This is a genomic window from Sulfitobacter sp. CB2047, from assembly GCF_000735125.2.
Taxonomy (GTDB): Bacteria; Pseudomonadota; Alphaproteobacteria; order Rhodobacterales; family Rhodobacteraceae; genus Sulfitobacter; species Sulfitobacter pontiacus.
This window is the reverse complement of the sequence record NZ_CP072613.1, coordinates 2,578,039-2,604,307: the sequence shown is the minus strand read 5'-3', so window position 1 is coordinate 2,604,307 and position 26,269 is coordinate 2,578,039. Positions and strand designations below refer to the sequence as shown.

Here is a 26,269-nt window from a genome sequence, read left to right as displayed (position 1 = left end):
AACCTAGTCGAGCGGCGGCATGCTCTGCCGCTCGGCCATGCGCTGCCGGTGATGCTCCAGATACGCAGGGTCGGGCAGGAACCGTTCTGGTAATTGCAACCTTCCGGAGGCCCCGACAGCTAGTTTGCGTTTAGATTCGGCGGGCAAATCGTCGGCCATGATCATGCGGTAATCATCGTCAAAACTGATCAGATGTCGGTCAAAGGCGCGATCATGAAGGGCGTTCAGGCAAATGCCATTTTCGGGGTAGAACCGTTGAGCATCGTCCTCTTGCCACCCGACGATATGGCTTGCGGTCAGCAGGCGCGTATCGTCGATACCCGTTAGTGCACAGCGAGAGCGATAGTTGTTCAGGATCATCTCGCGGAAGAAGCTTTGTCCGCGCCGCTGCACAACAGTACGTTCAGTGACTTCGCATTGCTTTGCGATCCAGTTTGCCTGCCGCTGCTCGGAAAAACCGGGTGTCTGCTGGGGTGACGGCAAGATCTGCGCTTCATAGGCATTAAATACGATAGAGGGGTCTTGCCGGAACCGCGCCCAGACTTGCCGGTCCATCGCAGAAAGGTTGCCAAGCCCCCTTTGCGGCATCGTGTCATCCAGCGCGGCAAGATTGGACAGTTTCATTGCCACGGCCGATGGCGTGCGTCCGATCCGTTCTGCCATGCGGATGATCTGCGGTGTGCCGGAATGGAACTTGCCAAAAGGAAGCCGCAGATACAGTGACAAAGCCTCAGTGACCTCGTCTTCGGTCCAATTTCGACGTGTCGTCATATACCTGCCGTTTTCGCTCGGAAAATCCTGCCAGGTTCAATTTATAATTGCAATGTCAAAGGTCTTGCTCTGGTAGATTGTGGCGGCGATCTACCGCACCTGACGCCGCGAAAGCCAGTTGTCCCAACTGCTGGGGCTACCGGCATAGACGTTGATGTCGATGTCGCCGGCGGCTCCGGGGACGCGGCCGGTGCTGGTGTATTGCCAGAAGGTCCAGCGCTCGTCGGGGTATTTTTCGGACGGGTGGGCGGCGGTGGAGCGGAGCCAGAATTCAACACCGCGCAGACGCCCCATGTCATTCTGGGCATAGAACTCCGGCGTGGTGTAGACGACGGGCTGCTGCCCGTAATGCGCGCGCAGGATGCTTAGAAAGGTCTGGGCGTTGCGGCGGACGGTATCGGCGGGCGGGCGCAGGGTGCAGGTGGGGGAAAAGGGGTTCCACTCCAGATCCAGCACGGGGGGCAGCATGCCCGGCGCTTTGGGCACGTTTTCGATGAACCAGCGGGCCTGTTTCTCGGGCGTCGTGCAGAAATAATAGAAGTGATAGGCCCCGCGGGCGACACCGGCGCGGCCGGCACCCTCCCAGTGGTTCTGGAACATCGGGTCCAGCAGATCGCCGCCTTCGGTGGCTTTGATGAAGGCGAAGTTCACGCCGGAGACGCGGGCCTCGCCCCAGTTCAGCGGTTGCTGGAAGCGCGCCACATCGATGCCGTGCACCGCATAGCGGTCGGGGCTTTGGCCGGGCCAGTCGAACGGCTTGCGGTCGCCGAAATTGGCTGCCGTCACGTCCCCCACAGGGACAGAGAGTTGCGGCGCACCACAGGCCGAAAGGACAAGGGCAGAGAGGAGGGCAAGAACGCGAAGTCGGGGCATAGGGTCACGGCTTTCGTGCGATAAAGGCCAGATTATTGGCGGGCATGTCGATCCTGTCGATCGGGCTTAGTGCAGCATCGCTGAGCCAACGCGTGATGTCGACCGTATCCTTGTACCCGATCGCAGGATCGGCGGTGCGCAGCTCGGCATCGAATTTCGCATCTCCGTCGGAGGTGAGCACACCCTCGCGGCGGAACGGACCATAGAGGATCAACGTGCCACCGGGGGCGAGCGCAAGCGCGGCTTCGGCGATGACCTGCTGCGCGGCCTCTGTCGGGATCAGATGCAGCAGGTTGGCGAGGAAGATCAGGTCTTGCGGTGGCAGTGGCTTGTGCCAACCCGCCGCTGTTGCATCCAGCGGGGCGGCGGGGGCGACGTTGGTCAGCCCGGCCTCGGCAATATAGGCGTCGATGCTGTCGCGGCGGTCGGGGGCAGGCTCGGTCGGCTGCCAGTACAGATCGGGTAGGGCGCGGGCGAAGGCGGCGATATGCTGCCCCGTCCCGCTGGCAATCTCGAGCGCGCGACCTGTCTGAGGTGCGTGGTCACGCAGCAGGTCACACAGGGCGTCTTTGTTCCGGTCGGCGGCGGGGGCGTGCAGCATGGCACCGCGGGTGGGCAGAGCGACGCTGGCGCTTGGGGGAAGCTTGGCTGTCATGCGCGCAGCCTATCGGGGCGCAGTGCCTCGACCACCGGATCGGGCAGCGAGGGGGCGTTGCCAAGGGTCAGATCTGCCACCAGTTGCGAGGCGGCGGCGCTGGTCTGGAAGCCGTAGCCGCCTTGTCCTGCGCTCCAGATAAAGTCGGGCTGGGCGGGATCGGGGCCCAGCACCAACGTGCGATCCACGGCAAAGCTGCGCAGCCCCGCCCATGTCGCGATGGGTTTCGTCAGCGGCACGGCGACCATGTTCTGGTATCGCTCTAATCCCTCGGCCAGCACCATGTCGTCGGCCCATGCGTCCTGCGGTTCGGTCGCGTCCTCATCAGCGGGCGAGATCAGCAGCGCACCCGCGTCGGGCTTGGCGTACCATGTTTCGCCCACGCCAAAGAACATCGGCCAGCGCGACAGGTCATGCCCGCCCGGTGCCGCGATGCGGGCCATGGACCGGCGGTAGGGGGTGATGCCGATGGGGGGCACTCCGGCCAGAATGGCGATCTGGTCGGCCCAGGCTCCGGCGGCGTTAACCAGTTTTGCGGCGTGATGGATGTGCGGGCCTGCGGTGACCTTCCACGTATTGCCCGTGCGGGTGATGGATGTGACGGGATGCCCGGTTTCAATCCGTCCGCCATTGCCGCGCAGTTCCTTGGCGAAATCCTGCAGCAGACGGTCGGTATCAATATCATGGGCGTCAGCGTGGTAGCCGGCAAAGGCGATGCGCTCGGCGGCCAGGATCGGCACAAGGCGCAGCGCATCATCGGGGGAGATCTGTTCGACCCCCATATGGGCGAGATCGCTGTGAAACGCCTCTTCCTCGTGGCGGTCGGCGATGATCATCAGGCCGCGCGGGGACAGGTAGCCGCCGTCGCGCAGATAGCCGACGGTGGCCTTGTTCAGCGCCTGCACGGAGGGGGCACCGTAATTCTCTTCGATCAGCGCGGCCGACCGGCCAGAGGCGTGATAGCCAAGCGCTTTTTCCCCTTCGATCACCGTGACTTTTGCATCACCAGACAGGCGCGCCGCGGCCGAGATGCCCGCGATGCCGCCGCCGATGACAAGGATATCGGATGTGTTTTCTGTCATAGCTGCCCCCTGTCCCTTGCACTGGTTTCACGCAGGCCTGTCCCGCCGGCCCCAAGCTCTTTGCTTATGGGTGACATGGGCCGGTGGGACGTGCAACCGCGCGGTTAGGCATCGGTCTTGCCGCGCGCGGTGGCACGACCATAGGCGGGGCGCGCGTGGATCATCTCGACAAAGCCAGCGAGTGCGGGATAATCCTTGGCGCGGCCCTGCTGCATCGCGATCTCTGCCGGAAAGCTGAGCATGATATCCGCCGCCGACAGCGTATCCTGCACAAAATGCCCCGAGGCGCGCACGCGGCTGTTCATGTAGCTATAGTGGTTGTCCAGTTCAGACGCGATGCGCGGATGCAGCGGCGCACCGGCGTCGCCCAAACGGCTGACATAGAGGTTCAGCAGGATCGGCGTCATCGCGGACCCTTCGGCGAAATGCATCAGTTCAAGGTGCTGCAAATAGGCGGCGCTGTCACGATCGGGGATCATCTGCGGCGCGAAACGGGTGCAAAGCACTTCGGTGATGGCCGCGCTCTCGGCGATCAGCGTGCCGTCGATCTCGACCATGGGGGATTTGCCCAAGGGGTGCACGAGCTTTAGTTCGGGCGGGGCGAGGTTGGTCTTGGCATCGCGGGTATAGGGAATGACATCATAAGGCGCGCCGATTTCTTCGAGCAGCCACAAAATGCGATGAGAGCGGGACCGGTTCAGGTGGTGGATTTTGATCATGACGCTGATGATAGCGTGTTGCAGCCGGATGGGTAGTGGGCATGCATCCCCCGCGCCGTATTTGACAAGCGGCGCGGGGGGGCTTCAGGTCAGGTCAGACGGTGGCGCAGCGCGGGCAGGCGCGACAGGATCAACACATCGACCGCCAGCACGCTCAGCAGCACGGCCCCGGCCATGGGGAAGGCCATCGACACGAACAGCCCGACCAGCACGGCACCCTGCCACAACGGCAGCTCTGACGGCATGGGCGGGGCGGAGAGGCGGCCAGCGGCGGTAGGGCGACGCTTCCACCAAAGCACCAGCGCACTGACGCAGAGGAACAGCACCGACAGGCAGACCAGCGTATTGGCCAGCACGCTCAGCAGCCCCAAGGTGCCCATGTGCAGCGCAATCCCCACCGCCATGGCTTTGCCCGCAAGCGAATAATCGGCATAGCGCACATCGGCGAGGATATTGCCGCTGTGCTGGTCGATATGCACGGTGCGGTCCGACATCGGGTCGGTGCTGTCGGTGTTCATAGAATCGCGGCTCAGCGTCCAGACGCCGGTATCGTCCTGCGGCAGGTTCATCTGATAGCGCGCGTCAAAGCCGATCTCGCGCGCCAATGCATCGATGCTGTCAATGGTGACGGCCCCTGCAATGCCCGCCTCCCCAGCCGCGCTGCCAGAGGCAGGCATCGGCGTCTGTTCCAGCGCCCAAGGCACCTCGCGGCGGTGGTGGTTCATGCTGGCGTGGATGTCGTCCGAGAGGGGCACGGCATCCCATTTCTCGGCAGGGAACTGGCTCCAGGCTTGCACCATCTTGCCGCCCCAGATGCCCGCCCAGGACAGGCCCGAGATCAGGAACAGCACCAGAAAGGCCGATACCCAGATGCCCACTACACCATGCAGCGATTTCCACATCGCACGGCCCTTGGTGAAACGTGGCACCAGCGTTCCGCGCCAGCCTGCACCACGCGGCCACCACATATAAAGCCCCGTGGCAATCAGCACCAAGGCGATCGAGGCCGCGGCTTCTATTATGCGATCACCGGTCACCCCCAGCATCAGATCACTGTGGATGCCATCCGCGAAATCGTACCAGCCGGACCGACGCGGAAAGCTCTCGATCACCTTGGCCGTATAGGGATCAACCGCAACCATCACCGCATCCCCATCGTGGTCCACGCGGAACAGGGCCGCCAGATCAGGCGCGCGGGGGGCCACATATTGCACCAGCGTGCCGCCGGGCACGGCCTCGACCGCGGCTTGCGACTGTGCCGAGACCGACAGAACGGTTTCCTGCACGGTCACCGGGGTATATTCACCGTCGCGCCCGTCAATCCAGGCGATCCACAGCATCGCCATGCCGGTTATGGCGAGAACCGACAGAAAGGGCAGCACGAACAGCCCGGCATAGAAATGCCAGCGCCATGCAGCAAAGTAGAGTTTGTTCACGCCGCCGTCGGGTTGCGTGGTTTGGGTAGGGGTCGTCATATGAGGGCTCCAAGCCTAAGGGCCTGCATCATCGGCAGGCGGAAAGAATGAAAAGATGGGATAGATGTTCAGACTTGGGGCGGGGCGCGGGTCAGCCGGCTGGGGTCAGGCTTGCGCGTGTGCAGCAGCCGTTTCGCGACAAAGCGCAGGGTTTGCGTTTTCTCAAGCACGGGAACCGGCAGGCCGGTGACCGCTTCGGGCAGCGCCATGGCACCGATCAGACGGCAGGTCTTGCAATCTGCCATAGTGCCTGAGTGCGGGCTATCACCAGTGCCGCAGAGGTCCGCCAGCGCGCCGCCATTGGCAACATAGGCTTGCAGCTCGGGCGACAGGTCTACGGGCGCGAAACGATGCGCAAACCCCGATGTCGCAAGCGACAGCAGCACCAGAACGGTGGCAAGCAGCTGGCAGGGGAAGGCGGGCAGAAAGCGCATGTACCTTCTGTAGGCAGCTTGAATGCCCCGCACCAGATGCGTTTTGTCGCAAGGCGGGGCACCGCGCTGATTTCGCAACAAAAAAGGCCCCGCGGATGCGAGGCCTTTGATCGTGTCAGGTCAGTTTCCGGTTTAGTTCGGAATGTCGCCCTTGATGCCTTCGACATAGAAGTTCATGCCCGCCAGCGTGCCGTCATCGGCTGTTTCGCCTTCCGCCAGGAAATCGGAACCGTCCTGCTTTTTCAGCGGGCCGGTGAACGGGTGGTAGGACCCATCCGCGATCGATGCTTTCAGCGCCAGCGCTTCTTCTTTCACGTCAGCAGGCACGGCGTCCGTAATCTCTCCGATACCAACCATGCCGGCACCGATGCCGTCCCATGTGTCTTTGCTTTCCCAGGTGCCATCCATGACCGCTTTGGTGCGGGCGATGTAATAGGGGGCCCAATCGTCAATGATCGACGAGACGCGCGGCTTGGGCGCGTATTGCGCCATGTCGGACGCCTGACCAAAGGTGATCACGTCGCCCGCTTCTTGCGCCGCCGCCTGCGGTGCTGTGGAATCGGTGTGCTGCAGGACAACATCCGCACCCTGTTCAATCAGAACCTTGGCCGCATCTGCTTCTTTGGCGGGATCAAACCATGTGTAGGCCCAGACGATCTTGAACTCGACATCGGGGTTCACCTTCTTGGCGTGGATATAGGCCGAGTTGATGCCCCGGATCACTTCGGGGATCGGGAAGGACCCGATATAGCCGATGATGTTCGATTTGGTCATCTTGCCGGCGATGTGACCCTGAATGGCGCGACCTTCGTAGAAACGCGCGGAATAGGTCGACACGTTGTCGGCGCGCTTGTAGCCGGTGGCGTGTTCGAATTTCACATCCGGGAATTTGCCCGCGACGTTGATGGTCGGGTCCATATAGCCAAAAGACGTGGTAAAGATCAGGTCCGCGCCGTCCAACGCCATCTGCGTCATCACACGCTCGGAATCGGGGCCCTCGGCCACGTTCTCAACAAAGACGGTTTCGACAGCGTCGCCGAATTCTTTCTCGACTGCGAGACGGCCCTGGTTGTGTTCATAGGTCCAGCCGCCATCGCCGACGGGGCCAACAAAGACAAAACCGACTTTGGTCTTGTCTTGGGCATATGCGCCGCCCGCCAGCCCAAGCGCCAGTGCCGCGCTGGCCATAAGTGTGGTGAATTTCATAACGTAGTCCCCTGAGTAACGCGCCTTTTATCCGGCGCTTGAAGATAGGCCCCTAGTGAGAGGCGTGGAAAGTGCGGCCCAGCGATGCCGGCGCAGCGCTTTTATCCGCGGAAAGGATCACCAGCACAAGGATGGTGATGATGTAGGGCGACATTGCCAGATACTCGACCGGAATGGCAACGCCCGCGCCTTGCAGATTCAGCTGAAGCTGCGTGATACCGCCAAAAAGATAGGCACCCAGTAACAGCCGCCAGGGCTTCCAGCTGGCAAAAACCACCAGCGCAAGGGCGATCCAGCCCACACCGGCGGTCATGCCTTCTGTCCATTGGGGCACACGGATCAGGCTGATGTAGGCCCCGCCCAGACCGGCACAGGCCCCGCCGAACATGATCGCCAGCGTGCGGATGCGCACCACCTTGTAGCCAAGGGCGTGGGCCGCCTCGTGGCTTTCGCCGACAGCGCGCAGGATCAGCCCCATGCGGGTGAATTTCAGCACTGCCCAAACGACGACGACCAGCGCAAAGCCCAAGTACAGAATAATGTCATGGGAAAAGAAGATCGGCCCGATGACGGGGATGTCATGCAGCGGGCCAAAGTTCACATCCGGCAGGCGCGGTGGTTTGATCCCGACATAGCTTTGCCCCAGTAATGCCGAAAACCCCAGCCCGAACAACGTCAGCGCCAAGCCCGATGCGACCTGATTGGCCAATGTGATCTGGGTCAGGAAGGCGAACAGCAGGCTCAGCAACGCGCCCCCTAGGGCCGCGGCGGCAAAGCCCAACAGGGGCGATCCGGTTTCAACGGCGGTCGCAAAGCCGCAGATCGCGCCGATGATCATCATCCCTTCGACCCCAAGGTTCAGCACGCCGGATTTCTCGACCACCAACTCGCCCAAAGCGGCAAAGATCAGTGGCGTCGCCGCCACCAGAAAGCCCGCGACGAAGAGCACCGGATTGATTGCAGACAGATCCATTACGCGACCTCCGTCCGGCCAAGGCGCAGCCGGTAATGGGTGAAAAGATCAAAGGCGAGCAGGAAGAACAGCAACATCCCCTGAAACACCTGAATGGCGGCGGCAGGCAATCCCAACTGGCTTTGCGCGATGTCACCCCCGATATAGGTCAGCGCCATCAGCCCACCGGCCAGCAGGATACCCACCGGATGCAACCGCCCCAGAAAGGCGACGATGATTGCGGTGAACCCGTAGCCCACGTTAAAATCGATGGTGATCTGCCCCGCGGGGCCCGCGACCTCGAACATCCCTGCCAGACCGGCCAGCAAACCCGACATGCCCATGCAGAACAAAACCAGTCGCGTCGGGTTCACGCCGGAAAACCGCGCCGCCCGCGGTGCCTCGCCGGTCACGCGGATGGCAAAGCCCAACCGGTGCCGCGCCAATAAGACATAGGCAAAGATCACCGCGATCAGGGCGGCAACCACCCCCCAGTGCATTCCCGATCCCGCGATCAACTCGCCATTATGGGCCGAGGCATATTGCTGCAGGTTGCGGCTGCCCGGAAAGCCGAAGCCTTCAGGGTTTTTCAGCAACCCAAGGCTGACAGAGGCGAGGAATTGTTCCGCCACATAGACCAACATCAATGACACGAGAATCTCGTTCGTCCCGAATTTGACCTTGAGCACGGCAGGGATCATGGCCCAGACCCAACCGCCAAGCGCGCCTGCAAGCACCATCACCGGAAAGATAAAAACACTTTCTGCGGGGTAGAAGGCCAGACCTGCACCGGCACCGCAAATGGCCCCCATGATGTACTGGCCCTCGGCTCCGATGTTCCAGATCCCCGCCTTGAACCCCAGCGACAGGCCAATGGCGATCAAGACCAGGGGTGCTCCTTTCACCAGCAGTTGCGGGCGATAGTAAAAGGCGAAATCGCCGAACAGCGGCTCCCAGAAAATCGTCATGATCGACGCCACAGGGTCTTTGCCAAGCACCGCGAACAGCGCGCCGCCAAAAACCATCGTGGCAATCACCGCCAGAACCGGCGTTGCATAGGAAAACGCCCGACTGGCCTGCGGCCGTTTCTCAAGCCGCATCATGCCGCGCCCCAGTTCTTGTCATCTGCTTCATTTTGCGAGGAAAACTCCACGGGGGTGTGGGGGTGTGAAACCCCCGCAAGCGACGCGTCAAACATGCGCCACCTCCATCCCGTGGGCCCCGCCCATCATCAATCCGATCTCGTCCACCGTCAGCCCTGCCGCGGCACGCGGCTCCGACAGGCGGCCTTCGTTCAGCGCGGCGAAGCGGTCCGAGATTTCCATCAGCTCGTCCAGATCCTGACTGATCACGATCACCGCTGTGCCATTTTCGGCCAGATCCAGCAGCGCCTGCCGGATCGCCGCCGCGGCAGAGGCATCGACCCCCCATGTGGGCTGATTGACCACCAGCACCTGCGGATTTTGCAACACCTCGCGGCCGATGACGAATTTTTGCAGGTTCCCGCCCGACAGCGACCGCGCGGCATTGCCGGGGCCGGGGGTGCGCACGTCGAAATCCGCGATGATACGTTCGGCAAACCGTTTGGCGGCGGGCCAGTTCAACATGCCACGCCGCTCCAGCTTTTCGCGCACGGCACCGGTCAGCATCGCGTTCTCGGTCAGGGACATATCAGGGGCGGCGGCATGGCCAAGCCGTTCCTCTGGCGCGGTCAGGATACCCAGACGGCGGCGCGCGGTGGGACCAAGCTGGCCCACGTCCTGACCCTCGAACCCGATCATGCCAGCGGCGGTCGGCAGCTCACCCGACAGGGCCGACAGCAATTCATCCTGCCCGTTGCCCGCCACGCCACCGATGCCCAGAATTTCGCCCGCGCGGACTTGCACGGTGATGTCACGCAGCGGCATGCCAAAGGAACTGGGCGAGGGCGCGGACAGCGCACTCAGGTCCAGCTTGACCGCGCCGGGGGTCTTGCCTGCGCGGGTCGGCGTCTTGAGCGTGCTGCCCACCATCATTTCTGCCATATCCCGTGCCGTCGTCTCTGACGGGGTGCAATGGCCTACCACTTTACCCAAACGCAGGATCGTGGCGCTGTCACACAGGCTGCGGATCTCTTCGAGCTTGTGCGAGATATAGAGGATCGCGGTGCCCTCGGCGCTGAGCTTGCGCAGGGTTTTGAACAGAATTTCAACCTCTTGCGGGGTCAGAACGCTGGTGGGCTCATCCATGATCAACAGTTTGGGGTCTTGCAGCAGGCAGCGGATGATCTCGACCCGCTGGCGTTCACCGGCAGAAAGGTCGCCGACGATGCGGTCGGGGGCCAGCGGCAGGCCGTAGGCCTCGGACACGTCGCGGATCTGCTTGCTGAGGGTGCGCAGCTTGGGCGCGTTCTCCATCCCGAGGGCGATGTTTTCGGCCACGCTGAGCGCGTCGAACAGCGAGAAATGCTGGAACACCATGCCCACACCGGCGGCGCGTGCGGCGCGGGGCTCGTGCGGGGCGAAACTGGCTCCGTGCATCTGCATCGTGCCGCTGTCGGGTTTGACCAGCCCATAGATCATCTTGACCAGCGTCGACTTGCCCGCGCCGTTTTCCCCCAGCAGCGCGTGGACCTCGCCCGGCGCGATCCGCAGTGACACGTCATCATTGGCGACAACACCGGGGTAGGCTTTGGTCAGCCCGGAAAGCGCCAGAAGGGGCGTGTCGGTCATGCGCAGCGTTCCTTTTGTGTCAAACGAACCTGTTTATTCGTGCGGGCGGGTTCAAATTGCAAGAGTTGCGTGGCCACCCCAAGCGCAATCGCTTGAGGATGCTTGCCAAATTGCCGCGCGCCGATGGGGCAGGTGATGCGGGCGATCTGTTCGGGGGCATGGCCAAGGGCCGCCAGACGGCTGCGAAACCGCGCCCATTTCGTGTCTGATCCGATCAACCCGCCAAAGGCGAAATCGCGTTGCAGCAAGCGGTGGCACAGGTCCAGATCGTCGTCATGGGCCGGTGTCATGATGAAATGCGCAGCGTCATCTTCGGCGCTGTCCAGCGCGGCACCCCAAGGGCCGTCGACGCCGCTGACGCCCTCTGGCAGATCGTCCAGATACCCGGGGCGCGGGTCGGCGAGTATGACGCGAAACTGCGGCAGCGGGGCCAGAATACGCGCCAGTGCGCTGCCGACATGGCCCGCGCCGTGAATGACCACTTGCCGCGAGGGCTGCCACAGCGGCTCTGCCAACCAGCCGCCGTGCAGGGTAATGGCGAGCGGTGTCGCGCCGCCACTGGCACGGTCGATCTTGGCGCGAAAACTGTCGGCAAGGGGCGGGGCCGCCGGATCAACAGCGCGCAGGTAGATGTCGGGGTAGGTGTCGGGCAGGGCTTCGACTGTGGCGGCGTCGAAACGCTCTGTCACCACCGTCACCGCCCCGCCGCAGCATTGGTTCATCGCGGGGCCAAGGGCGGCGCGGGTCAGCTTGCTGCGCGGGCCACCTGCGAGCATGGCCGCGGCATCGCGCATCGATTGCAGCTCAAGCTGGCCGCCGCCGATGGTGCCGGATGCACCGCCCGCCCAGACCAGCATCGACGTTCCCGCCGGACGCGGGGCAGAGCCTTTGACCTGCACCAGAACGATGCGCGCCACCGTGCCATGCGCGGCAACGGCCTGCGCCAGGGCTGCGCGGTCAAAGGGCATTGCGGGCCTTCCCGATGGCGGTCAGCACTGCTTCGGCCGTGGCGGGTGTTTGCAGGTCACCAAACCCGTCCCCACAGGCGCTTACCGCATCCGACAACGCCATGAAGGCCGAGATGCCCAGCATCAGCGGCGGCTCCCCCACCGCTTTTGACCGGTAGATCGTCTGCGCGGGGTTGGGTTCGTCCCAAAGCGCCACGTTGAACACATCGGGCCGGTCCGAGATGGCGGGGATCTTGTAGGTCGACGGCGCATGGGTTTTCAGCGTGCCCTTGGCATCCCAGACGAGTTCCTCGGTCGTGAGCCAGCCCGCGCCCTGCACATAGCCGCCTTCGATCTGGCCAATGTCCAGCGCGGGGTTCAGCGATGCGCCCGCATCGTGCAAGATGTCCGCGCGCAAAATGCGGTTTTCGCCCGTTAGCGTGTCGATCACCACTTCGGTGACGGCTGCGCCATAGGCAAAGTAGAAGAACGGGCGGCCCTTGCCCTTGATGCGGTCCCATTCGATTTCGGGCGTCTTGTAGTAGCCGGTGGACGACAGCGACACGCGGTTTTCATAGGCGGAGGCGGCGGCTTGGGCAAAGCTGATCTCCTCCTCCCCGATATGAACCTGGCCTTGGGCAAAGCGTATCTGGTCTGCGGTAGTCTGATAACGCTCGGCCAGATGGTCGGCGATGCGGTCGCGGATCGTGTCGCAGGCCGCTTGGACCGCCATGCCGTTCAGGTCCGTCCCCGAAGACGCCGCCGTAGCCGAGGTATTGGGCACCTTGCCCGTATCCGTCGCGGTGATCTTGACGACCGAGAGGTCGACGCCAAAGCGACTCGCGGCGACTTGCGCGACTTTCTGGAACAGGCCCTGACCCATTTCCGTGCCGCCGTGGTTCAGGTGGATCGACCCGTCCTGATAGACATGTACCAACGCCCCCGCCTGATTAAGGTGGGTGAGGGTGAAAGAGATGCCGAACTTGACCGGCGTCAGCGCGATGCCGCGTTTCAGAACCGGCTGCGTCGCGTTCCAGTCGGCAATGGCGGCGCGGCGGGCGGCGTAGTCTGATGTCTGGGCCAGCCGGTCGGTCAGCGCGTTGATGATACAGTCCTGCACCGGTTGGTGGTAGGGGGTGGTTTGCAGACCCGTGGGCTGGGGTGGCGTGCTTTCCTGTGGTGCGGGCGGTGCCCCGCGAGAGGCAAGATCAGCCTCGGTATCATGGGGCAGGGCGCGGTGGTCATGGGCCTGTCCGGTTGCGTCAGGCTGCATCACATCGGCGTAGAAATTGGCGCGCCGCACCGCCAGCGGATCAAACCCGAGTGACTGCGCGATATGGTCCATGACCCGTTCGATGCCCACGATCCCCTGTGGCCCGCCAAACCCGCGAAACGCGGTGGCGCTTTGCGTGTTGGTGCGCAAGCGGTGCGAGGTGATGCGGATGTTATCAAGGTGATAGGCATTATCCGCATGCAGCATCGCGCGGTCGGCCACGGGCAGGGACAGGTCCATCGCCCAGCCACAGCGGGTGTAATGGGTGAAATCCAGCGCCGAGATGCGGCCAGTGGCGTCAAAGCCGACGGTATAGTCGATGCGGAAATCATGGCGTTTGCCGGTCACGATCATATCGTCATCGCGGTCATATCGCATTTTGCAGGGGCGTCCCGTGCGGGCGGCGGCGACGGCACAGGCCACGGCGAGCGCATTGCCCTGACTTTCCTTGCCACCAAAACCACCGCCCATGCGCCGCGTCTCTACCCGCACGGCGTGCATCGGCGTGCCAAGCGCCTCTGCCACCTTATGCTGGATCTCGGTCGGGTGCTGGGTGGAGGAATGGACGACCATGTCGCCATTATCTTGCGGCAGGGCGAGGGCGGCCTGACCTTCGAGGTAGAAATGCTCTTGCCCGCCGATATTGATCGTCCCGCTCAGAGTTTGGGGGGCGGTGGTCAGCGCGGCTGCGGCGTCGCCCTTCTGGTAGATGCGGGGGCCATCCTCGAACCGAGCATCGGCGGCAAGCGCTTCTTCTATGGTCAGGATCGGGGTGGTCGGGGTGATGTCCACCGCCCCAAGCCGCGCGGCGTGGCGGGCGGCAAGGTGGGTCGTCGCTATGACCATGAACACGGGCTGGCCCGCATAATGTACCGCGTCGGTGGCCAGCAGGGGTTCGTCATGGTTGGAGGGCGATACGTCATTGTCAAACGGCAGATCTGCCGCCGTCAGCACCGCCACCACACCGGGGGCAGCAGCGACATCGCGCAGGTCCATGCTGTTGAGCGTGCCCGCGGCCACCGTGCTCAGTCCAAAGGCGATGTGCAGCGTTGTGGCCGGTGTCGGGATGTCGTCCACGTAACGCGCAGCCCCCGTGACATGGAGCTTGGCTGCGTCGTGGGGGAGGGATTTAGCAACGCTCATGCTGTCACCTCGTGCAGGTTCGTGGGCAGGCCGTTCACGTCATGCAGATAGCGCAGCAGCAGATTCTGGGCGGTCAGCAGGCGATACTGCGCCGAGGCGCGCATGTCGGTCATTGGCTGATAATCCAGCGCCAAGGCATCCATCGCGCGGCGGATCGTCGCCTCGTCAAAAGGTTGGTTGATCAACAGGGCTTCGGTCTGGCTTGCCCGTTTCGGTGTGCCTGCCATGCCGCCAAAGGCGATGCGTGCCTCTGTGATCACATCGCCGGCGCGGGTGATGTTGATACAGCCGCACAGCGCCGAGATGTCCTGATCGAAACGTTTGCTGATCTTGTAGCAGCGCAGGCTATCATCCTTGCCGGTGGGGAGCTTCGGGACGGTGATCGCCTCGACAAATTCTCCGGGGGCGCGGTCCTGTTTGCCGTAGTCGATAAAGAAGTCTTCAAGCGGCAGGCTCCGGCGGGTGTCGCCGTGACGCAGGTGCAATGTTGCCCCCATCGCGATCAGCGCCGGAGGGCCGTCCCCGATGGGCGAGCCATTGGCGATGTTGCCCCCGATGGTGGCCGCATTGCGCACCTGCGCCGAGCCATACCGCCGTAGCATCGCGCCCAAGCTGGGATAGAGCGGGGCAAAATGCGCGGTGAGCGTGGCAAGAGTGGTGGCTGCGCCGATGCGCCAGTGATCCCCGCCATCGGTGATGCCGCGCAGGTCGGGGATCTGGTTGAGAAACACGACCGGCCCCAGATCGCGGAATTGTTTGGTGACCCAGAGGCCGACATCCGTTGCCCCCGCAATCAGGGTCGCATCGGGGTGATCGGCGTACCAGTGGGCCAGTTCATCCGTGGTCGTGGGGCGCGAGGTCGCAGGGGGCTGTCCGCCCCCGTCCGGCTGCGCCGGCCCCCCCGAGGATTTAGGGCCATCTGGAAGTTTGAGGTTGCGCAGGTGGGCGGGCACGGGGGCGGCCTCGGCGGCTTTGGCGGCGCGGATGATTGGGGCGTAACCGGTGCAGCGGCACAGGTTGCCGGCGAGCTGCGTGTCGTGATCCGTGGCCCCGTTCAGATGGTCTGTGGCCATGGTGACAACGAAGCCCGGCGTGCAAAAGCCGCATTGGCTGCCGTGATAGTCGACCATGCTTTGCTGCACGGGATGCAGGCTGCCATCAGGCGCGGCAAGCCCTTCGACGGTGGTGACGGATTTGCCGTTGATCTGGGGCAGGAACAGGATGCAGCCGTTCAGGGCGCGGTGGCCCTGATCGTCGCTGATCATGACGGAACAGGCGCCGCAATCGCCTTCGTTGCAGCCTTCCTTGGTGCCGGTCAGATGTCGGGTTTCGCGTAGCCAATCCAGCAGCGTCATGGTGGGGGAGACGCCGGTCAGTGACACGACTTCCCCGTTGAGGAGAAAAGTGATGTCCATAGGGTTCGTTCCGCCGCGGTACCTCAGCCCGTGATCTGCGCGGCGTTCGATGCGACGTAGAACGCGGCGCGGGCAAATGTTGAACGAGGCTAGGCGGGGGCAAGGGGGCTTGGCAAGAGATTTCGTGGCGTCCTGCGCTCAAGGGCCTGCCGTGTTGCTGGAAAAACGGGCGCGGGGTGCCGGTGGGACTGGTGACTGCGGGTGGGCTTGGGTAAGTTGGCCTCATGGCACAAGCACCCCGATTCATTCACCTGCGCACGCACTCCGAATATTCGTTGTTGGAAGGGGCGTTGCGGCTGAAAAAGCTGCCTGATCTGTGCAAGGGGGCCGATATGCCGGCGCTGGCCCTGACGGATACCAACAACATGTTCGCCGCGTTGGAATTCTCGGTCGCCATGGCGGGGGCCGGTGTGCAGCCGATCATCGGCTGTCAGGTGGATCTGGCCTATGTGAAGGTGCAACCGGGGGAAAAGCCGCGCGATCCGGCCCCTGTGGTTTTGCTGGCCCAATCCGAGGCCGGGTATGAAAACCTGATGAAGCTGAACTCCTGCCTTTATATCGACAAGGGCGGGGCGCTACCGCAGGTCACCTTGGAGGAGCTGGAGGCGCTGAACGGCGGGTTGATCTGTCTGACAGGCGGGGCGGGCGGCCCCGTGGGGCAGCTATTGCAGGGCGGTCAACGCCCCGCGGCAGAGGCATTGATGGCACGGCTGCACGGGGCTTTTGCCGACCGGCTTTACGTCGAGTTGCAGCGCCACCCCGGCGAGGATGGCCAGCCCGTAGCCGAACAGCTGACCGAGCGGGGCTTTGTCGAGATGGCCTATGACATGAGCATCCCCCTGGTCGCGACGAATGACGTCTATTTTCCCAAGGCCGATATGTACGAGGCCCATGACGCGCTGATCTGTATCGCGGACGGGGCCTATGTCGATCAGCAGCAGGACCGTCGCCGATTGACTGCGCAGCACTATTTCAAGTCGCAGGCCGAGATGGTGACGCTGTTTGCGGATTTGCCGGAGGCAATCGAGAATACCGTCGAGATTGCCAAGCGGTGCGCGTTTATGGCGTATCGGCGCGATCCGATCCTGCCGAAATTTGCGGATGACGAGATCGAAGAGCTCAAGCGGCAGGCGCATGAGGGGCTCAAAAACCGGCTCAAGGTGATCCCCCATGCCACCACCGTCGAAGAATATGAAAAGCGGCTGGATTTCGAGCTGGGCATCATCGAGGGCATGGGGTTCCCCGGCTATTTTCTGATCGTTGCCGATTTTATCAAATGGGCGAAAGACAATAATATTCCCGTCGGGCCGGGGCGGGGCTCGGGAGCGGGTAGTCTGGTGGCCTATGCGCTGACGATTACCGATCTGGACCCGCTGCGCTATCAACTGCTGTTTGAACGGTTCCTGAACCCCGAACGGGTATCGATGCCCGACTTTGACATCGACTTTTGTATGGATCGCCGGGAAGAGGTGATCCAGTATGTGCAGCGCAAATACGGGCGCGACAAGGTGGGGCAGATCATCACCTTCGGGGCGCTTTTGTCCAAGGCGGCGGTGCGTGACATCGGACGGGTGTTGCAGATGCCTTACGGGCAGGTGGATCGCCTGTCCAAGATGATCCCCGTCGAGGGCGTGAAACCTGTCAGCATCGAAAAGGCACTGGCGGATGAACCACGCCTGCGCGAGGAGGCCAAGAACGAGGAAGTCGTCGCGCGGCTGTTGAACTATGGCCAGCAGATCGAGGGGCTGTTGCGCAACGCATCGACCCACGCGGCGGGGGTTGTGATCGGGGACCGGCCGCTGGACGCGCTGGTGCCGCTTTATCAAGACCCGCGGTCCGATATGCCCGCGACGCAGTTCAACATGAAATGGGTCGAACAGGCCGGTCTGGTCAAGTTCGACTTTCTGGGCCTCAAGACCCTGACCGTCATCCAGAACGCGGTCGACCAGATCAAATCTTCGGGCCGTCACCTGCATGTGGCCGCCGACGGGACAGAGCTGTTCGAGCCGCCCGAGGGGCTGATCGACGATATCGCCACCATCCCGCTGGACGACGAGGCCTCTTACAAGCTTTATGCCAGCGCCAAGACGGTGGCGGTGTTCCAGGTGGAATCCAGCGGCATGATGGATGCCCTCAAGCGGATGAAGCCGACCTGTATCGAAGACATCGTCGCCTTGGTCGCGCTGTACCGGCCCGGCCCGATGGAGAATATTCCGGTCTATTGCGAGGTCAAGAACGGCCAGCGCGAGCGGGAATCCGTGCATCCGTCGATTGACCATATCCTCGAGGAAACGCAGGGCATCATCGTCTACCAGGAACAGGTTATGCAGATCGCGCAGGTCATGGCGGGCTACAGCCTTGGTGGCGCTGACCTGCTGCGCCGTGCGATGGGTAAAAAGATCGCCGAGGAAATGGCCAAGGAACGCCCCAAGTTCGAAAAGGGCGCGATGGCCAACGGGGTCGACAAGAAAAAGGCGTCTGAGGTTTTCGACCTTCTGGAAAAATTCGCCAACTACGGTTTCAACAAATCCCACGCCGCCGCCTATGCGGTGGTCAGCTATCAGACCGCATGGCTCAAGGCGAACCATCCGGTCGAATTCATGGCCGGCGTGATGAACTGTGATATCCATCTGACCGATAAGCTGGCGGTCTATTTCGAAGAGGTCCGCAAACGGCTGGAACTGCCCTGGGTGCCGCCTTGTGTGAACCGCAGTGATGCGACGTTCAAGGTGGTCGAGGGCGCGTTGGTCTATGCTTTGGGCGCGCTGAAAAACGTCGGGGTGGAAGCGATGAAGCTGATCACCGAAGGCCGCAAGGTTGACGGTGTGGACAAGCCCTTTGCCACGCTCTTTGATCTGGCGCGGCGGGTTGATCTGAAACGGGTGGGGAAACGTCCGCTTGAGATGCTGGCCCGCTCCGGTGCGTTCGACCAGCTGGACAACAACCGCCGACGCGTCTGGCAGTCGCTGGACGGGTTGGTCAGCTATTCCGCCGCGATCCACGAGCAGAAAGCCTCTAATCAGGTGTCGCTGTTTGGCGAGGCGGGGGATGACTTGCCAGAGCCGCGCATCGTGCCTTGCGACGATTGGGAGGCCGCCGAGCGCCTGACCGAAGAGTTCAAGGCCGTGGGCTTCTATCTGTCGGGCCACCCGCTGGACGATTACATGGGGCCGATGAAACGCAAATCCGCTACGGGCGGTGTGCCGTTCCTGACGCTGGACGAGCTGACCGAGAAAGTCTCGGTCAAAGGGGCGATGAACGCCCGTCTGGCAGGGATCGTCGCCGGACGGCAGGAACGTAAATCAGCGCGCGGCAACCGCTTTGCCTTCGCGCAACTGTCGGACCCCACGGGCGCTTACGAGGTGACGCTGTTCTCGGACACGCTGGAACTGGCGCGCGACCATCTTGAAACAGGGTCGAAGGTCGTGGTCATGGTCGAGGCGACGATGGAAAGCGACCAGTTGAAACTGCTGGGCCGGTCGGTGGTGCCGATCGACACGGTGGTCGAGGATGCGGGCAATATGGGGCTGCGGATCTTTGTGGATGATGCGGGGGCTATTCAGGCGGTCGCCGATGTGCTGGCCGGTGCCCGATCCGCGGCGCGCAGCGCGGGTAAGGGGCCGGTACAACTGTGCCTGATGGACCCGACCCTGCCCGGCGAGGTGGAGGTTGACCTCTGCGCCGAATACCCTGTCACCCCCAAGATCAAGGGTGCCATCCGGTCCCTGACCGGCGTGATGGAGGTAGAGGAAATCTGACGCGGCCCATCGGGGCGGCGGCAGCTTCCTGGATGGGGTTTCCGATCAATAGTGCGGCGGGCGTTCGTTGCCGATAACAACCCCGTCGGAGCCCGCTGCCTCGCGTTCGCCCTCGCGCTGCATCAGCATATGAACCCGCCGTGTCAGGGTCGCGATCTCTGTCTCCTGACGGGCGACGACATCGGACAGGTCATCCACCGTACGGATCAGATGGGCCATTTGTTCTTCGAGCTTATCCATGAGGGCACCTTGCAGCTTGCGCGTTTGCCGTCCTCCTAACAGGTTGTCGCGCGTTCGATAAGGGGGGATGCGTGCCGCGGCGGGGCCGCGTCGCTTGCCCTTGGCGGGGGGTTGGGCTAGACGCGAAGCGCGATATTCAGCCCACAGGATGTGATCCAATGGCCAAGCCAAAAAAGACCCCCCGCCCCAAGGCCGAAACGCCAAAGGGGTTTCGTGACTATTTCGGTGCAGAAGTAACACAGCGTGCCGAGATGCTGCATAAGATTGCGCAGGTCTATCATCGCTATGGCTTTGACGCGCTGGAAAGCTCCGGGGTCGAGACAGTGCAGGCTTTGGGCAAGTTCCTTCCCGATGTGGACCGCCCCAATGAGGGCGTCTTCGCGTGGCAAGAGGATGCAGAGGCGGACAAGCCCGGCGACTGGCTGGCCCTGCGCTATGACCTGACCGCACCGCTGGCACGCGTCTATGCACAACACCGCAACGATCTGCCCACGCCCTATCGGCGCTATGCGATGGGGCCGGTCTGGCGCAACGAAAAGCCGGGGCCAGGGCGTTTCCGCCAGTTCTATCAATGCGATGCCGATACGGTCGGCGCACCGTCGGTCGCGGCGGATGCAGAAATCTGCGCGATGCTGGCCGATTGTCTGGAAGAAGTCGGGATCGACCGCGGGGACTACATCGTGCGGGTGAACAACCGCAAGGTGCTTAACGGTGTGATGGAGGTCGCAGGCGTGCTCGATCCTGCCAACCCCGACAATTTCGCCCACGAGCGCGGCATCGTGCTGCGTGCGATTGACAAGCTCGACCGGCTGGGTCTGGACGGGGTGCGCGCATTGCTGGGCGCGGGCCGCAAGGATGACAGCGGCGACTTTACCGATGGCGCAGGGCTCAGCGATGAACAGGCCGATGTGGTCATGGGCTTTATGCAAGCCAAACGCGACAGCGGTGCGGAAACCGTCGCGCGGTTGCGTGAACTGGTCGCGGGTTCTGAGACAGGCGCGCAGGGCGTGGACGAGCTGGAAACCATCGCCGATCTGATGGCGGCCGGCGGCTACGGCGCTGACCGCGTAGAGATCGACCCCTCGGTCGTGCGCGGCCTTGGCTATTACACCGGTCCGGTGTTCGAGGCGGAACTGACCTTCGAGATCCAGGACGAAAAAGGCCGGCCCCGCAACTTTGGCTCTGTCGCAGGGGGCGGGCGCTACGACGATCTGGTCAAGCGCTTCACCGGTCAGGAAGTCCCTGCAACGGGTGTTTCTATCGGCGTCGACCGGCTGCTTGCCGCACTGCAGGCCAAGGGCCGGATGTCGGCGCAGGCCGAAGGGCCCGTAGTGGTGACCGTGATGGATAAGGCGCGCATGTCCGACTATCAGGCGATGGTCGCTGAACTGCGTCAGGCAGGCATCCGGGCCGAGGTTTATCTCGGCAACCCCAAGAACTTTGGCAACCAGCTGAAATATGCAGACCGCCGCGCCAGCCCGGTGGCGGTGATCGCGGGCGGGGATGAATTCGACAAGGGTATGATCCAGATCAAGGACCTGATCTTGGGCGCGAAAATCGCTGAAAGCGCCACGCTGGAGGAATGGAAAGACCGCCCCAGCCAATACGAAGTGGCGCGTGGGGATCTTGTCTTTAAAGTGCGCGAGATACTGGAGCTGAACCGCTGATGGCTACACGATCCGACATCCTCGCCAAGGCCGCAAGCCTGCGCGCCTTGTTCGAGGCGCAGGGCGCCGCAGTGGTGGAACCCCCGATCCTGCAACCCGCCGAGACCCTGCTGGACCTTTATGGCGAAGACATCCGCGCGCGCGCCTATGTCACCTCGGATGCGATGCGGGGCGAACAGATGCTGCGCCCCGATTATACCTTGCCCGTGGTGCAGATGCATATGGCCCATGGGGCGGACCCGGCACGCTACACCTACGCGGGCGAAGTGTTCCGCCGTCAGGAACGTGACCCCAACCGCGCCAATGAATATATTCAGGCGGGCTACGAAGTCTTTGACCGTGGCGATCCCGCGGCAGCCGATGCCGAAGTCTTTGCCCTGATCCAGGGCGCGTTGGAGGGGCTTCCGGTCACTGCTGTGACGGGGGATATCGGTATCTTGATGGCTGCGGTTGCGGGGCTGGATACATCGGCGTCGCGCAAGGCGGCACTGATGCGGCACATCTGGCGGCCTCGCCGGTTCCGTGCGTTGCTCGACCGCTATGCTGGCAAAACGCCGATGCCCGCGACGCGCGCGGCGCTCTTGGCCAGTGACGGTGTTATCACCGCACCACTGATCGGCCTGCGCAGTCTGGACGAGATTGAAACACGCATCGCCGCCCTTCGCGCCGACGCCACCGAGCCGGCCCTGTCGCGCACGCAGGTGTCCTTGCTGCTGGCGCTGCTGGATGTGCGTGAAACCATGCCCAATGCGATCAGCCAGTTGCATGACCTTGCCGTCGATATGCCCGCGATCTCTGATGCGGTGGACCGTGTCGCGGCGCGGGAAAAGGCGCTTGCCGCCCGCGGTGTCGACACCGGTAACCTGATGTTCGAAGCCAGCTTTGGCCGCGTGTCGATGGAATATTATGACGGGTTCGTCTTCGGCTTCCGCGCGGCGACACGGCCCGACCTGCCCACTATCGCCACAGGCGGACGCTATGACGCGCTGACACGGCGGCTGGGGCAGGGCGGTGAAATCCCCGCGGTGGGGGGCGTCATGCGCCCCGGGCTGATGCTGGAACTGGAGGCAGGCCAATGACGATCAAACTCGGTGTGCCCTCCAAAGGGCGTCTGATGGAGAAAACCTTTGAATGGTTTGCCGCGCGAGGGATCACCTTGCAGCGCACGGGCTCCGAACGTGAATACGCGGGGGCCGTCGAAGGCATTGAGGGCGTGTCGTTGATCTTGCTCTCTGCGGGCGAAATCCCCCGCGAACTCGCCGCTGGCCGTATCCATCTGGGCGTCACCGGCACCGATCTGGTGCAAGAGAAACTGGCGCTGTGGGATCAGCTTGTCGCCCCGGTAGAAGAGCTCGCCTTCGGGCATGCCGATCTGATCATCGCGGTGCCTCAGGCCTGGATCGATGTGGATACGCTCGATGATCTGGATGCCGCCGCCTCGGCCTTCCGCGACAAGCACGGGTTCCGCCTGCGCATCGCGACGAAATACCACCGGCTGGTGCGGGAATTCCTGCGCAGCACCGGTGTCGCGGATTATGCGCTGGTCGACAGCCAGGGGGCGACCGAAGGCACGATCAAGAATGAAACCGCAGAGGCTATCGCCGACATCACCTCGAGCGGGGAGACATTGCGCGCCAACCACCTCAAGATCCTGTCCGACGGGCTGATCCTGCGGTCACAGGCGACGCTGTGGCGCAGCCGGATGGCAGAGATGGATGATGTGGACCGCGCGACAATGACGGCCCTGCTGGCGCAGCTGTCCTGACGCGCATGCGCGCGGCATCCTGCGGATGCGCCTCCGGCGGGAGTTTAAGGGCAAAATGAAGAGGCACGCGCGGCCCTGCTTCATTTTGCCAAATAAACTCAAATCCCGCGGGGGATGCGCGCGCAGGGGCTGCTGCTAGAGCACGCCGATCTCGGCCAGCGCGCGGTTCAACTCGATGGGCAGAGGCTCTTCGTGGTCGCGGCCTTCGGGCAGATCGGCAGGTGCATCCTGCGGCGCAAGGTAGCGCCACCCCTGAAACGGGCGTTTGAGGCTGCCTTGCACCCGGATGATCTTGGGGTCCAGCACGATCGCGCAGCGGCGCACGCCGTCCGCGCCCGACGTCTCGTCCAGACGCAGGATTTTCTGACGACACTGGATCACACCTTTGATAACCCAGAAGATCGACCCGCCGTTCAGAATCTCGGGTTCGCGTTTGGGCCACATGCGGGTCACGTGGCGGGGAAAACCGTCCTCGGTTTGCACGCGTTTTTTTTCCTGCCATGCGGCCAGGTCATCGACGGTTTCCGTGCCGACGGACAACTTGATGAGATGTATATGATTTTTCACAGAATCCTCCTGCGTCCGCCTGCGTCGGACACGACATAATGTAGACGTAAGTCCCGCAGCTTCAACCTGTTGTGCTTGCGCTTTGATTTGGGGTATGGTGAACACCTTCCCAAACAGCCCTCAAGGAATCGAATATGTCACGATTTGCCGCCCCCATTGCCGAACAGATTTGGGACATGAAATACCGTTTTAAAGATGCCGACGGCACGCCGCGCGATGTGACGGTAGAAGACAGCTGGCGGCGAATCGCCCGTGATCTGGCACAGGTCGAAAAAGCACCGGAAAAATGGGAAGAGGCATTTTACGAAGCGCTGGAGGATTTCAAATTCCTCCCCGCGGGCCGCATCACTGCCGGGGCAGGTACTGCGCGCCGTGTGACATTGTTCAACTGTTTCGTCATGGGCACCGTGCCTGACAGCATGGCCGGCATCTTCGACATGCTCAAAGAAGCCGCTGTGACCATGCAGCAGGGGGGCGGGATCGGCTATGACTTTTCCACCATCCGGCCCCGTGGCGCGGATGTGCTGGGGGTCTCTGCTGACGCCTCCGGCCCGTTGAGCTTTATGGATGTCTGGGATGCGATGTGTCGGACGATCATGTCCGCCGGGTCGCGCCGTGGCGCGATGATGGCCACAATGCGCTGTGACCACCCTGATGTCGAAGACTTCATCGCCGCGAAATCCGACCCCGCGCGGCTGCGGATGTTCAACATGTCCGTGTTGATCACAGACCCTTTCATGGATGCGGTCAAGGCCGATGCCAGCTGGGATCTACAGTTCAACGGCAAGGTCTACCGCACCGTTCAGGCCCGTGATCTGTGGAACCGGATCATGAAAGCCACGTATGAGTTCGCCGAGCCCGGTGTGATCTTTATCGATCGCATCAACGAGGCCAACAACCTGAGCTATTGCGAAACCATCGCCGCCACAAACCCCTGTGGGGAACAGCCGCTGCCGCCCTATGGTGCCTGTTTGCTGGGGTCGATCAATATGGCGCGGATGGTATCCGACCCGTTTGGCGACAACCCTCAGCTGGATGTCGAGGCGCTGAACAAGCTGGTCGCGACCGCTGTGCGCATGATGGACAACGTCGTTGACGTGTCGAAATTCCCGCTTGACGAACAGCAGGCAGAGGCGAAAGCCAAGCGCCGCATCGGTCTGGGTGTCACCGGTCTGGCGGATGCCTTGTTGATGGTCGGGCTGCGCTATGGCTCGGACGCGGCGGCAGAGCAGACCGAGGCATGGCTCAAGGCGATTGCGCGGGCGGCTTATCTGGCCTCCGTCGATCTGGCGAAGGAGAAGGGGGCCTTCCCGCTGTTCGAGGCGGACGCCTATCTGGCTTCCGGCACCATGCAGCAGATGGATGAGGATGTGCGCGACGCCATTGCCGAAAACGGCATCCGCAACGCGCTTTTGACCTCGATTGCGCCCACAGGCACCATCAGCCTTTATGCAGGCAACGTCAGCTCGGGGATCGAGCCGGTCTTTGCCTATGCCTACACCCGCAAGGTTCTGCAAAAGGATGGCAGCCGGACGGAGGAAGAAGTCGTCGATTACGCCGTACAGATGTGGCGCGATCTGAAGGGCGACGCGCCCTTGCCGGACTATTTCGTTAATGCACAGACGCTGGCCCCTCTGGATCACGTCAAGATGCAGGCCGCGGCACAGAAATGGGTCGACAGCAGCATCTCGAAAACCATCAACTGTCCCGAAGACATCAGCTTTGACGCGTTCAAGGATGTTTATATGGCCGCTTGGGATCAAGGCTGCAAAGGCTGCACGACCTATCGTCCCAATGACGTGACCGGATCGGTTCTGTCGGTATCGGAAAGCGCCGATACAGCCCCGGGCGAGGTTGCGGCCCAAGCCACCGCAGAGGAAGGCGGCGAGGTCGTTTATATGTCCGATCCGCTGGACCGTCCGGAAGAGCTTGAGGGCTCCACCTACAAGATCAAATGGCCCGACAGCGAGCATGCGCTGTATATCACCATCAACGATGTGGTGATCGGCGGGCATCGGCGTCCGTTCGAGGTCTTTATCAACTCCAAGAACATGGAGCATTTTGCCTGGACGGTCGCGCTTACCCGCATGATCTCTGCCGTGTTCCGTCGCGGGGGCGATGTGTCCTTTGTCGTCGAGGAGCTGAAGGCCGTCTTTGACCCGCGCGGCGGCGCCTGGATGCGCGGCAAATACATCCCGTCGATGCTGGCCGCCATCGGGGGCGTGATCGAACAACACCTGATCGCCACCGGTTTTATCGCGGGCGAAGGGCAGGGGCTGAAATCCGACCCGCAAGCCAAGGTCGTCGGCCTGGAGGCCCCCCGCGGCAAAGCCTGCAGCAGCTGCGGCCAATACGACCTGCGCATGGTCGAAGGCTGCATGACCTGCGGCAGCTGCGGCCATAGTAAGTGTGGCTGATTGGAGTTGTGGGGTGAGGTTTCTGTTCTGACTACCAATTCATGGCCATTGGCCGGGTTAGAGTAGCCATTTTGCAAGCATAAAAGGTCAATCGGGCGGAAACGCCCGATTATCTCGTTTTGGCGAAGCGAATGGTGCAAGGACTGGTTCGCCTTTGTCCTGAAGGATCTGGGGCGGTGAAGGGGCGTTCAATAATGGA

At 62.6% G+C, this 26,269-nt stretch carries 21 protein-coding genes; 5 read left to right on the top strand and 16 right to left on the bottom strand.

Going from position 1 to position 26,269, the window contains the following annotated elements; genetic code table 11:
* Window positions 1-3: 3 nt before the first annotated feature.
* From IV89_RS12835 to xdhA, 14 genes are all read right to left on the bottom strand, one after another.
* On the bottom strand, window positions 4-771 hold the full coding sequence (locus IV89_RS12835) for an HNH endonuclease (RefSeq protein WP_037943634.1): 768 nt from the start codon (window positions 769-771) through the stop codon (window positions 4-6).
* Window positions 772-861: 90 nt separating this feature from the next.
* Window positions 862-1,644, bottom strand: coding sequence for a GH25 family lysozyme (locus tag IV89_RS12830; protein ID WP_037943635.1), 783 nt, complete (start codon window positions 1,642-1,644; stop codon window positions 862-864).
* A gap of 4 nt (window positions 1,645-1,648) precedes the next feature.
* A complete protein-coding gene (locus IV89_RS12825) occupies window positions 1,649-2,299 on the bottom strand; it encodes a DUF938 domain-containing protein (protein WP_037943636.1) in 651 nt (216 codons plus the stop codon).
* Window positions 2,296-3,381: an FAD-dependent oxidoreductase gene (locus tag IV89_RS12820; RefSeq protein ID WP_037943637.1), complete on the bottom strand. Its 1,086-nt coding sequence runs from the start codon at window positions 3,379-3,381 to the stop codon at window positions 2,296-2,298. Before IV89_RS12820 ends, IV89_RS12825 begins: the two co-directional genes overlap by 4 nt.
* 104 nt (window positions 3,382-3,485) lie before the next feature.
* Window positions 3,486-4,100 carry a glutathione S-transferase gene (locus tag IV89_RS12815; RefSeq protein ID WP_005852056.1) on the bottom strand — a complete coding sequence of 205 codons (615 nt, stop codon included), beginning with the start codon at window positions 4,098-4,100 and terminating at the stop codon, window positions 3,486-3,488.
* 89 nt (window positions 4,101-4,189) lie between these two features.
* The gene (locus IV89_RS12810) at window positions 4,190-5,575 is read right to left on the bottom strand and encodes a PepSY domain-containing protein (protein WP_037943638.1); all 1,386 of its coding nucleotides are present in this window, start codon (window positions 5,573-5,575) and stop codon (window positions 4,190-4,192) included.
* Window positions 5,576-5,643: 68 nt separating this feature from the next.
* Window positions 5,644-6,009: a hypothetical protein gene (locus IV89_RS12805; protein WP_037943639.1), complete on the bottom strand. Its 366-nt coding sequence runs from the start codon at window positions 6,007-6,009 to the stop codon at window positions 5,644-5,646.
* Window positions 6,010-6,141: 132 nt separating this feature from the next.
* Entirely contained in the window at window positions 6,142-7,215 is a 1,074-nt protein-coding gene (locus IV89_RS12800) for a BMP family ABC transporter substrate-binding protein (protein ID WP_005852062.1), read from the bottom strand.
* Between the two features lie 52 nt (window positions 7,216-7,267).
* Window positions 7,268-8,188, bottom strand: coding sequence for an ABC transporter permease (locus IV89_RS12795; RefSeq protein ID WP_037943640.1), 921 nt, complete (start codon window positions 8,186-8,188; stop codon window positions 7,268-7,270).
* Entirely contained in the window at window positions 8,188-9,270 is a 1,083-nt protein-coding gene (locus IV89_RS12790; protein ID WP_009826323.1) for an ABC transporter permease, read from the bottom strand. Before IV89_RS12790 ends, IV89_RS12795 begins: the two co-directional genes overlap by 1 nt.
* A gap of 87 nt (window positions 9,271-9,357) precedes the next feature.
* Window positions 9,358-10,878: an ABC transporter ATP-binding protein gene (locus IV89_RS12785; RefSeq protein ID WP_037943641.1), complete on the bottom strand. Its 1,521-nt coding sequence runs from the start codon at window positions 10,876-10,878 to the stop codon at window positions 9,358-9,360.
* Window positions 10,875-11,846 (bottom strand): xanthine dehydrogenase accessory protein XdhC, encoded by a 972-nt coding sequence (xdhC, locus tag IV89_RS12780; protein WP_037943642.1) that lies wholly within the window; start codon window positions 11,844-11,846, stop codon window positions 10,875-10,877. Before xdhC ends, IV89_RS12785 begins: the two co-directional genes overlap by 4 nt.
* Window positions 11,836-14,241: a xanthine dehydrogenase molybdopterin binding subunit gene (xdhB, locus tag IV89_RS12775; RefSeq protein ID WP_037943643.1), complete on the bottom strand. Its 2,406-nt coding sequence runs from the start codon at window positions 14,239-14,241 to the stop codon at window positions 11,836-11,838. Before xdhB ends, xdhC begins: the two co-directional genes overlap by 11 nt.
* Window positions 14,238-15,656, bottom strand: coding sequence for a xanthine dehydrogenase small subunit (gene xdhA, locus IV89_RS12770; RefSeq protein ID WP_037943644.1), 1,419 nt, complete (start codon window positions 15,654-15,656; stop codon window positions 14,238-14,240). Before xdhA ends, xdhB begins: the two co-directional genes overlap by 4 nt.
* A 224-nt stretch (window positions 15,657-15,880) precedes the next feature.
* Here xdhA and dnaE point away from each other — a divergent pair, with 224 nt between their 5' ends.
* Window positions 15,881-19,414 carry a DNA polymerase III subunit alpha gene (gene dnaE / locus IV89_RS12765; protein ID WP_037943645.1) on the top strand — a complete coding sequence of 1,178 codons (3,534 nt, stop codon included), beginning with the start codon at window positions 15,881-15,883 and terminating at the stop codon, window positions 19,412-19,414.
* A gap of 45 nt (window positions 19,415-19,459) precedes the next feature.
* Here the strand turns inward: dnaE and IV89_RS12760 are convergent, their stop codons facing one another.
* Complete coding sequence (locus IV89_RS12760; protein ID WP_037943646.1) at window positions 19,460-19,654, bottom strand: SlyX family protein; 195 nt, start codon at window positions 19,652-19,654, stop codon at window positions 19,460-19,462.
* Between the two features lie 158 nt (window positions 19,655-19,812).
* Here IV89_RS12760 and hisS point away from each other — a divergent pair, with 158 nt between their 5' ends.
* From hisS to hisG, 3 genes are read left to right on the top strand one after another with little or no spacing between them, the layout of a single operon-like run.
* Complete coding sequence (hisS, locus tag IV89_RS12755) at window positions 19,813-21,321, top strand: histidine--tRNA ligase (protein ID WP_037943647.1); 1,509 nt, start codon at window positions 19,813-19,815, stop codon at window positions 21,319-21,321.
* Complete coding sequence (locus IV89_RS12750; RefSeq protein WP_037943648.1) at window positions 21,321-22,400, top strand: ATP phosphoribosyltransferase regulatory subunit; 1,080 nt, start codon at window positions 21,321-21,323, stop codon at window positions 22,398-22,400. The genes hisS and IV89_RS12750 overlap by 1 nt, the downstream gene beginning before the upstream one ends.
* Window positions 22,397-23,086, top strand: a complete 690-nt coding sequence (gene hisG, locus IV89_RS12745; RefSeq protein ID WP_037943649.1) for an ATP phosphoribosyltransferase — start codon at window positions 22,397-22,399, stop codon at window positions 23,084-23,086. The genes IV89_RS12750 and hisG overlap by 4 nt, the downstream gene beginning before the upstream one ends.
* A gap of 135 nt (window positions 23,087-23,221) precedes the next feature.
* Here hisG and IV89_RS12740 read toward each other — a convergent pair whose 3' ends face one another.
* Window positions 23,222-23,653 (bottom strand): DUF1489 domain-containing protein, encoded by a 432-nt coding sequence (locus IV89_RS12740; RefSeq protein ID WP_005852088.1) that lies wholly within the window; start codon window positions 23,651-23,653, stop codon window positions 23,222-23,224.
* A gap of 134 nt (window positions 23,654-23,787) precedes the next feature.
* On the opposite strand from IV89_RS12740, the gene IV89_RS12735 reads away from it, so the two are divergent.
* The gene (locus tag IV89_RS12735) at window positions 23,788-26,070 is read left to right on the top strand and encodes an adenosylcobalamin-dependent ribonucleoside-diphosphate reductase (RefSeq protein ID WP_005852090.1); all 2,283 of its coding nucleotides are present in this window, start codon (window positions 23,788-23,790) and stop codon (window positions 26,068-26,070) included.
* Window positions 26,071-26,269 lie beyond the last annotated feature (199 nt).

Bases quoted from the DNA above. Each gene is read 5' to 3' on its own strand.
- xdhB (WP_037943643.1), bottom strand. From the start codon at position 14,241: ATGAGCGTTGCTAAATCCCTCCCCCACGACGCAGCCAAGCTCCATGTC.
- IV89_RS12835 (WP_037943634.1), bottom strand. From the start codon at position 771: ATGACGACACGTCGAAATTGGACCGAAGACGAGGTCACTGAGGCTTTG.
- hisS (WP_037943647.1), top strand. From the start codon at position 19,813: ATGGCCAAGCCAAAAAAGACCCCCCGCCCCAAGGCCGAAACGCCAAAG.
- xdhA (WP_037943644.1), bottom strand. From the start codon at position 15,656: ATGGACATCACTTTTCTCCTCAACGGGGAAGTCGTGTCACTGACCGGC.
- IV89_RS12750 (WP_037943648.1), top strand. From the start codon at position 21,321: ATGGCTACACGATCCGACATCCTCGCCAAGGCCGCAAGCCTGCGCGCC.
- IV89_RS12735 (WP_005852090.1), top strand. From the start codon at position 23,788: ATGTCACGATTTGCCGCCCCCATTGCCGAACAGATTTGGGACATGAAA.
- IV89_RS12760 (WP_037943646.1), bottom strand. From the start codon at position 19,654: ATGGATAAGCTCGAAGAACAAATGGCCCATCTGATCCGTACGGTGGAT.
- IV89_RS12805 (WP_037943639.1), bottom strand. From the start codon at position 6,009: ATGCGCTTTCTGCCCGCCTTCCCCTGCCAGCTGCTTGCCACCGTTCTG.
- IV89_RS12820 (WP_037943637.1), bottom strand. From the start codon at position 3,381: ATGACAGAAAACACATCCGATATCCTTGTCATCGGCGGCGGCATCGCG.
- IV89_RS12800 (WP_005852062.1), bottom strand. From the start codon at position 7,215: ATGAAATTCACCACACTTATGGCCAGCGCGGCACTGGCGCTTGGGCTG.
- xdhC (WP_037943642.1), bottom strand. From the start codon at position 11,846: ATGCCCTTTGACCGCGCAGCCCTGGCGCAGGCCGTTGCCGCGCATGGC.
- dnaE (WP_037943645.1), top strand. From the start codon at position 15,881: ATGGCACAAGCACCCCGATTCATTCACCTGCGCACGCACTCCGAATAT.
- IV89_RS12815 (WP_005852056.1), bottom strand. From the start codon at position 4,100: ATGATCAAAATCCACCACCTGAACCGGTCCCGCTCTCATCGCATTTTG.
- IV89_RS12790 (WP_009826323.1), bottom strand. From the start codon at position 9,270: ATGATGCGGCTTGAGAAACGGCCGCAGGCCAGTCGGGCGTTTTCCTAT.
- IV89_RS12825 (WP_037943636.1), bottom strand. From the start codon at position 2,299: ATGACAGCCAAGCTTCCCCCAAGCGCCAGCGTCGCTCTGCCCACCCGC.
- IV89_RS12785 (WP_037943641.1), bottom strand. From the start codon at position 10,878: ATGACCGACACGCCCCTTCTGGCGCTTTCCGGGCTGACCAAAGCCTAC.
- IV89_RS12810 (WP_037943638.1), bottom strand. From the start codon at position 5,575: ATGACGACCCCTACCCAAACCACGCAACCCGACGGCGGCGTGAACAAA.
- IV89_RS12795 (WP_037943640.1), bottom strand. From the start codon at position 8,188: ATGGATCTGTCTGCAATCAATCCGGTGCTCTTCGTCGCGGGCTTTCTG.
- hisG (WP_037943649.1), top strand. From the start codon at position 22,397: ATGACGATCAAACTCGGTGTGCCCTCCAAAGGGCGTCTGATGGAGAAA.
- IV89_RS12830 (WP_037943635.1), bottom strand. From the start codon at position 1,644: ATGCCCCGACTTCGCGTTCTTGCCCTCCTCTCTGCCCTTGTCCTTTCG.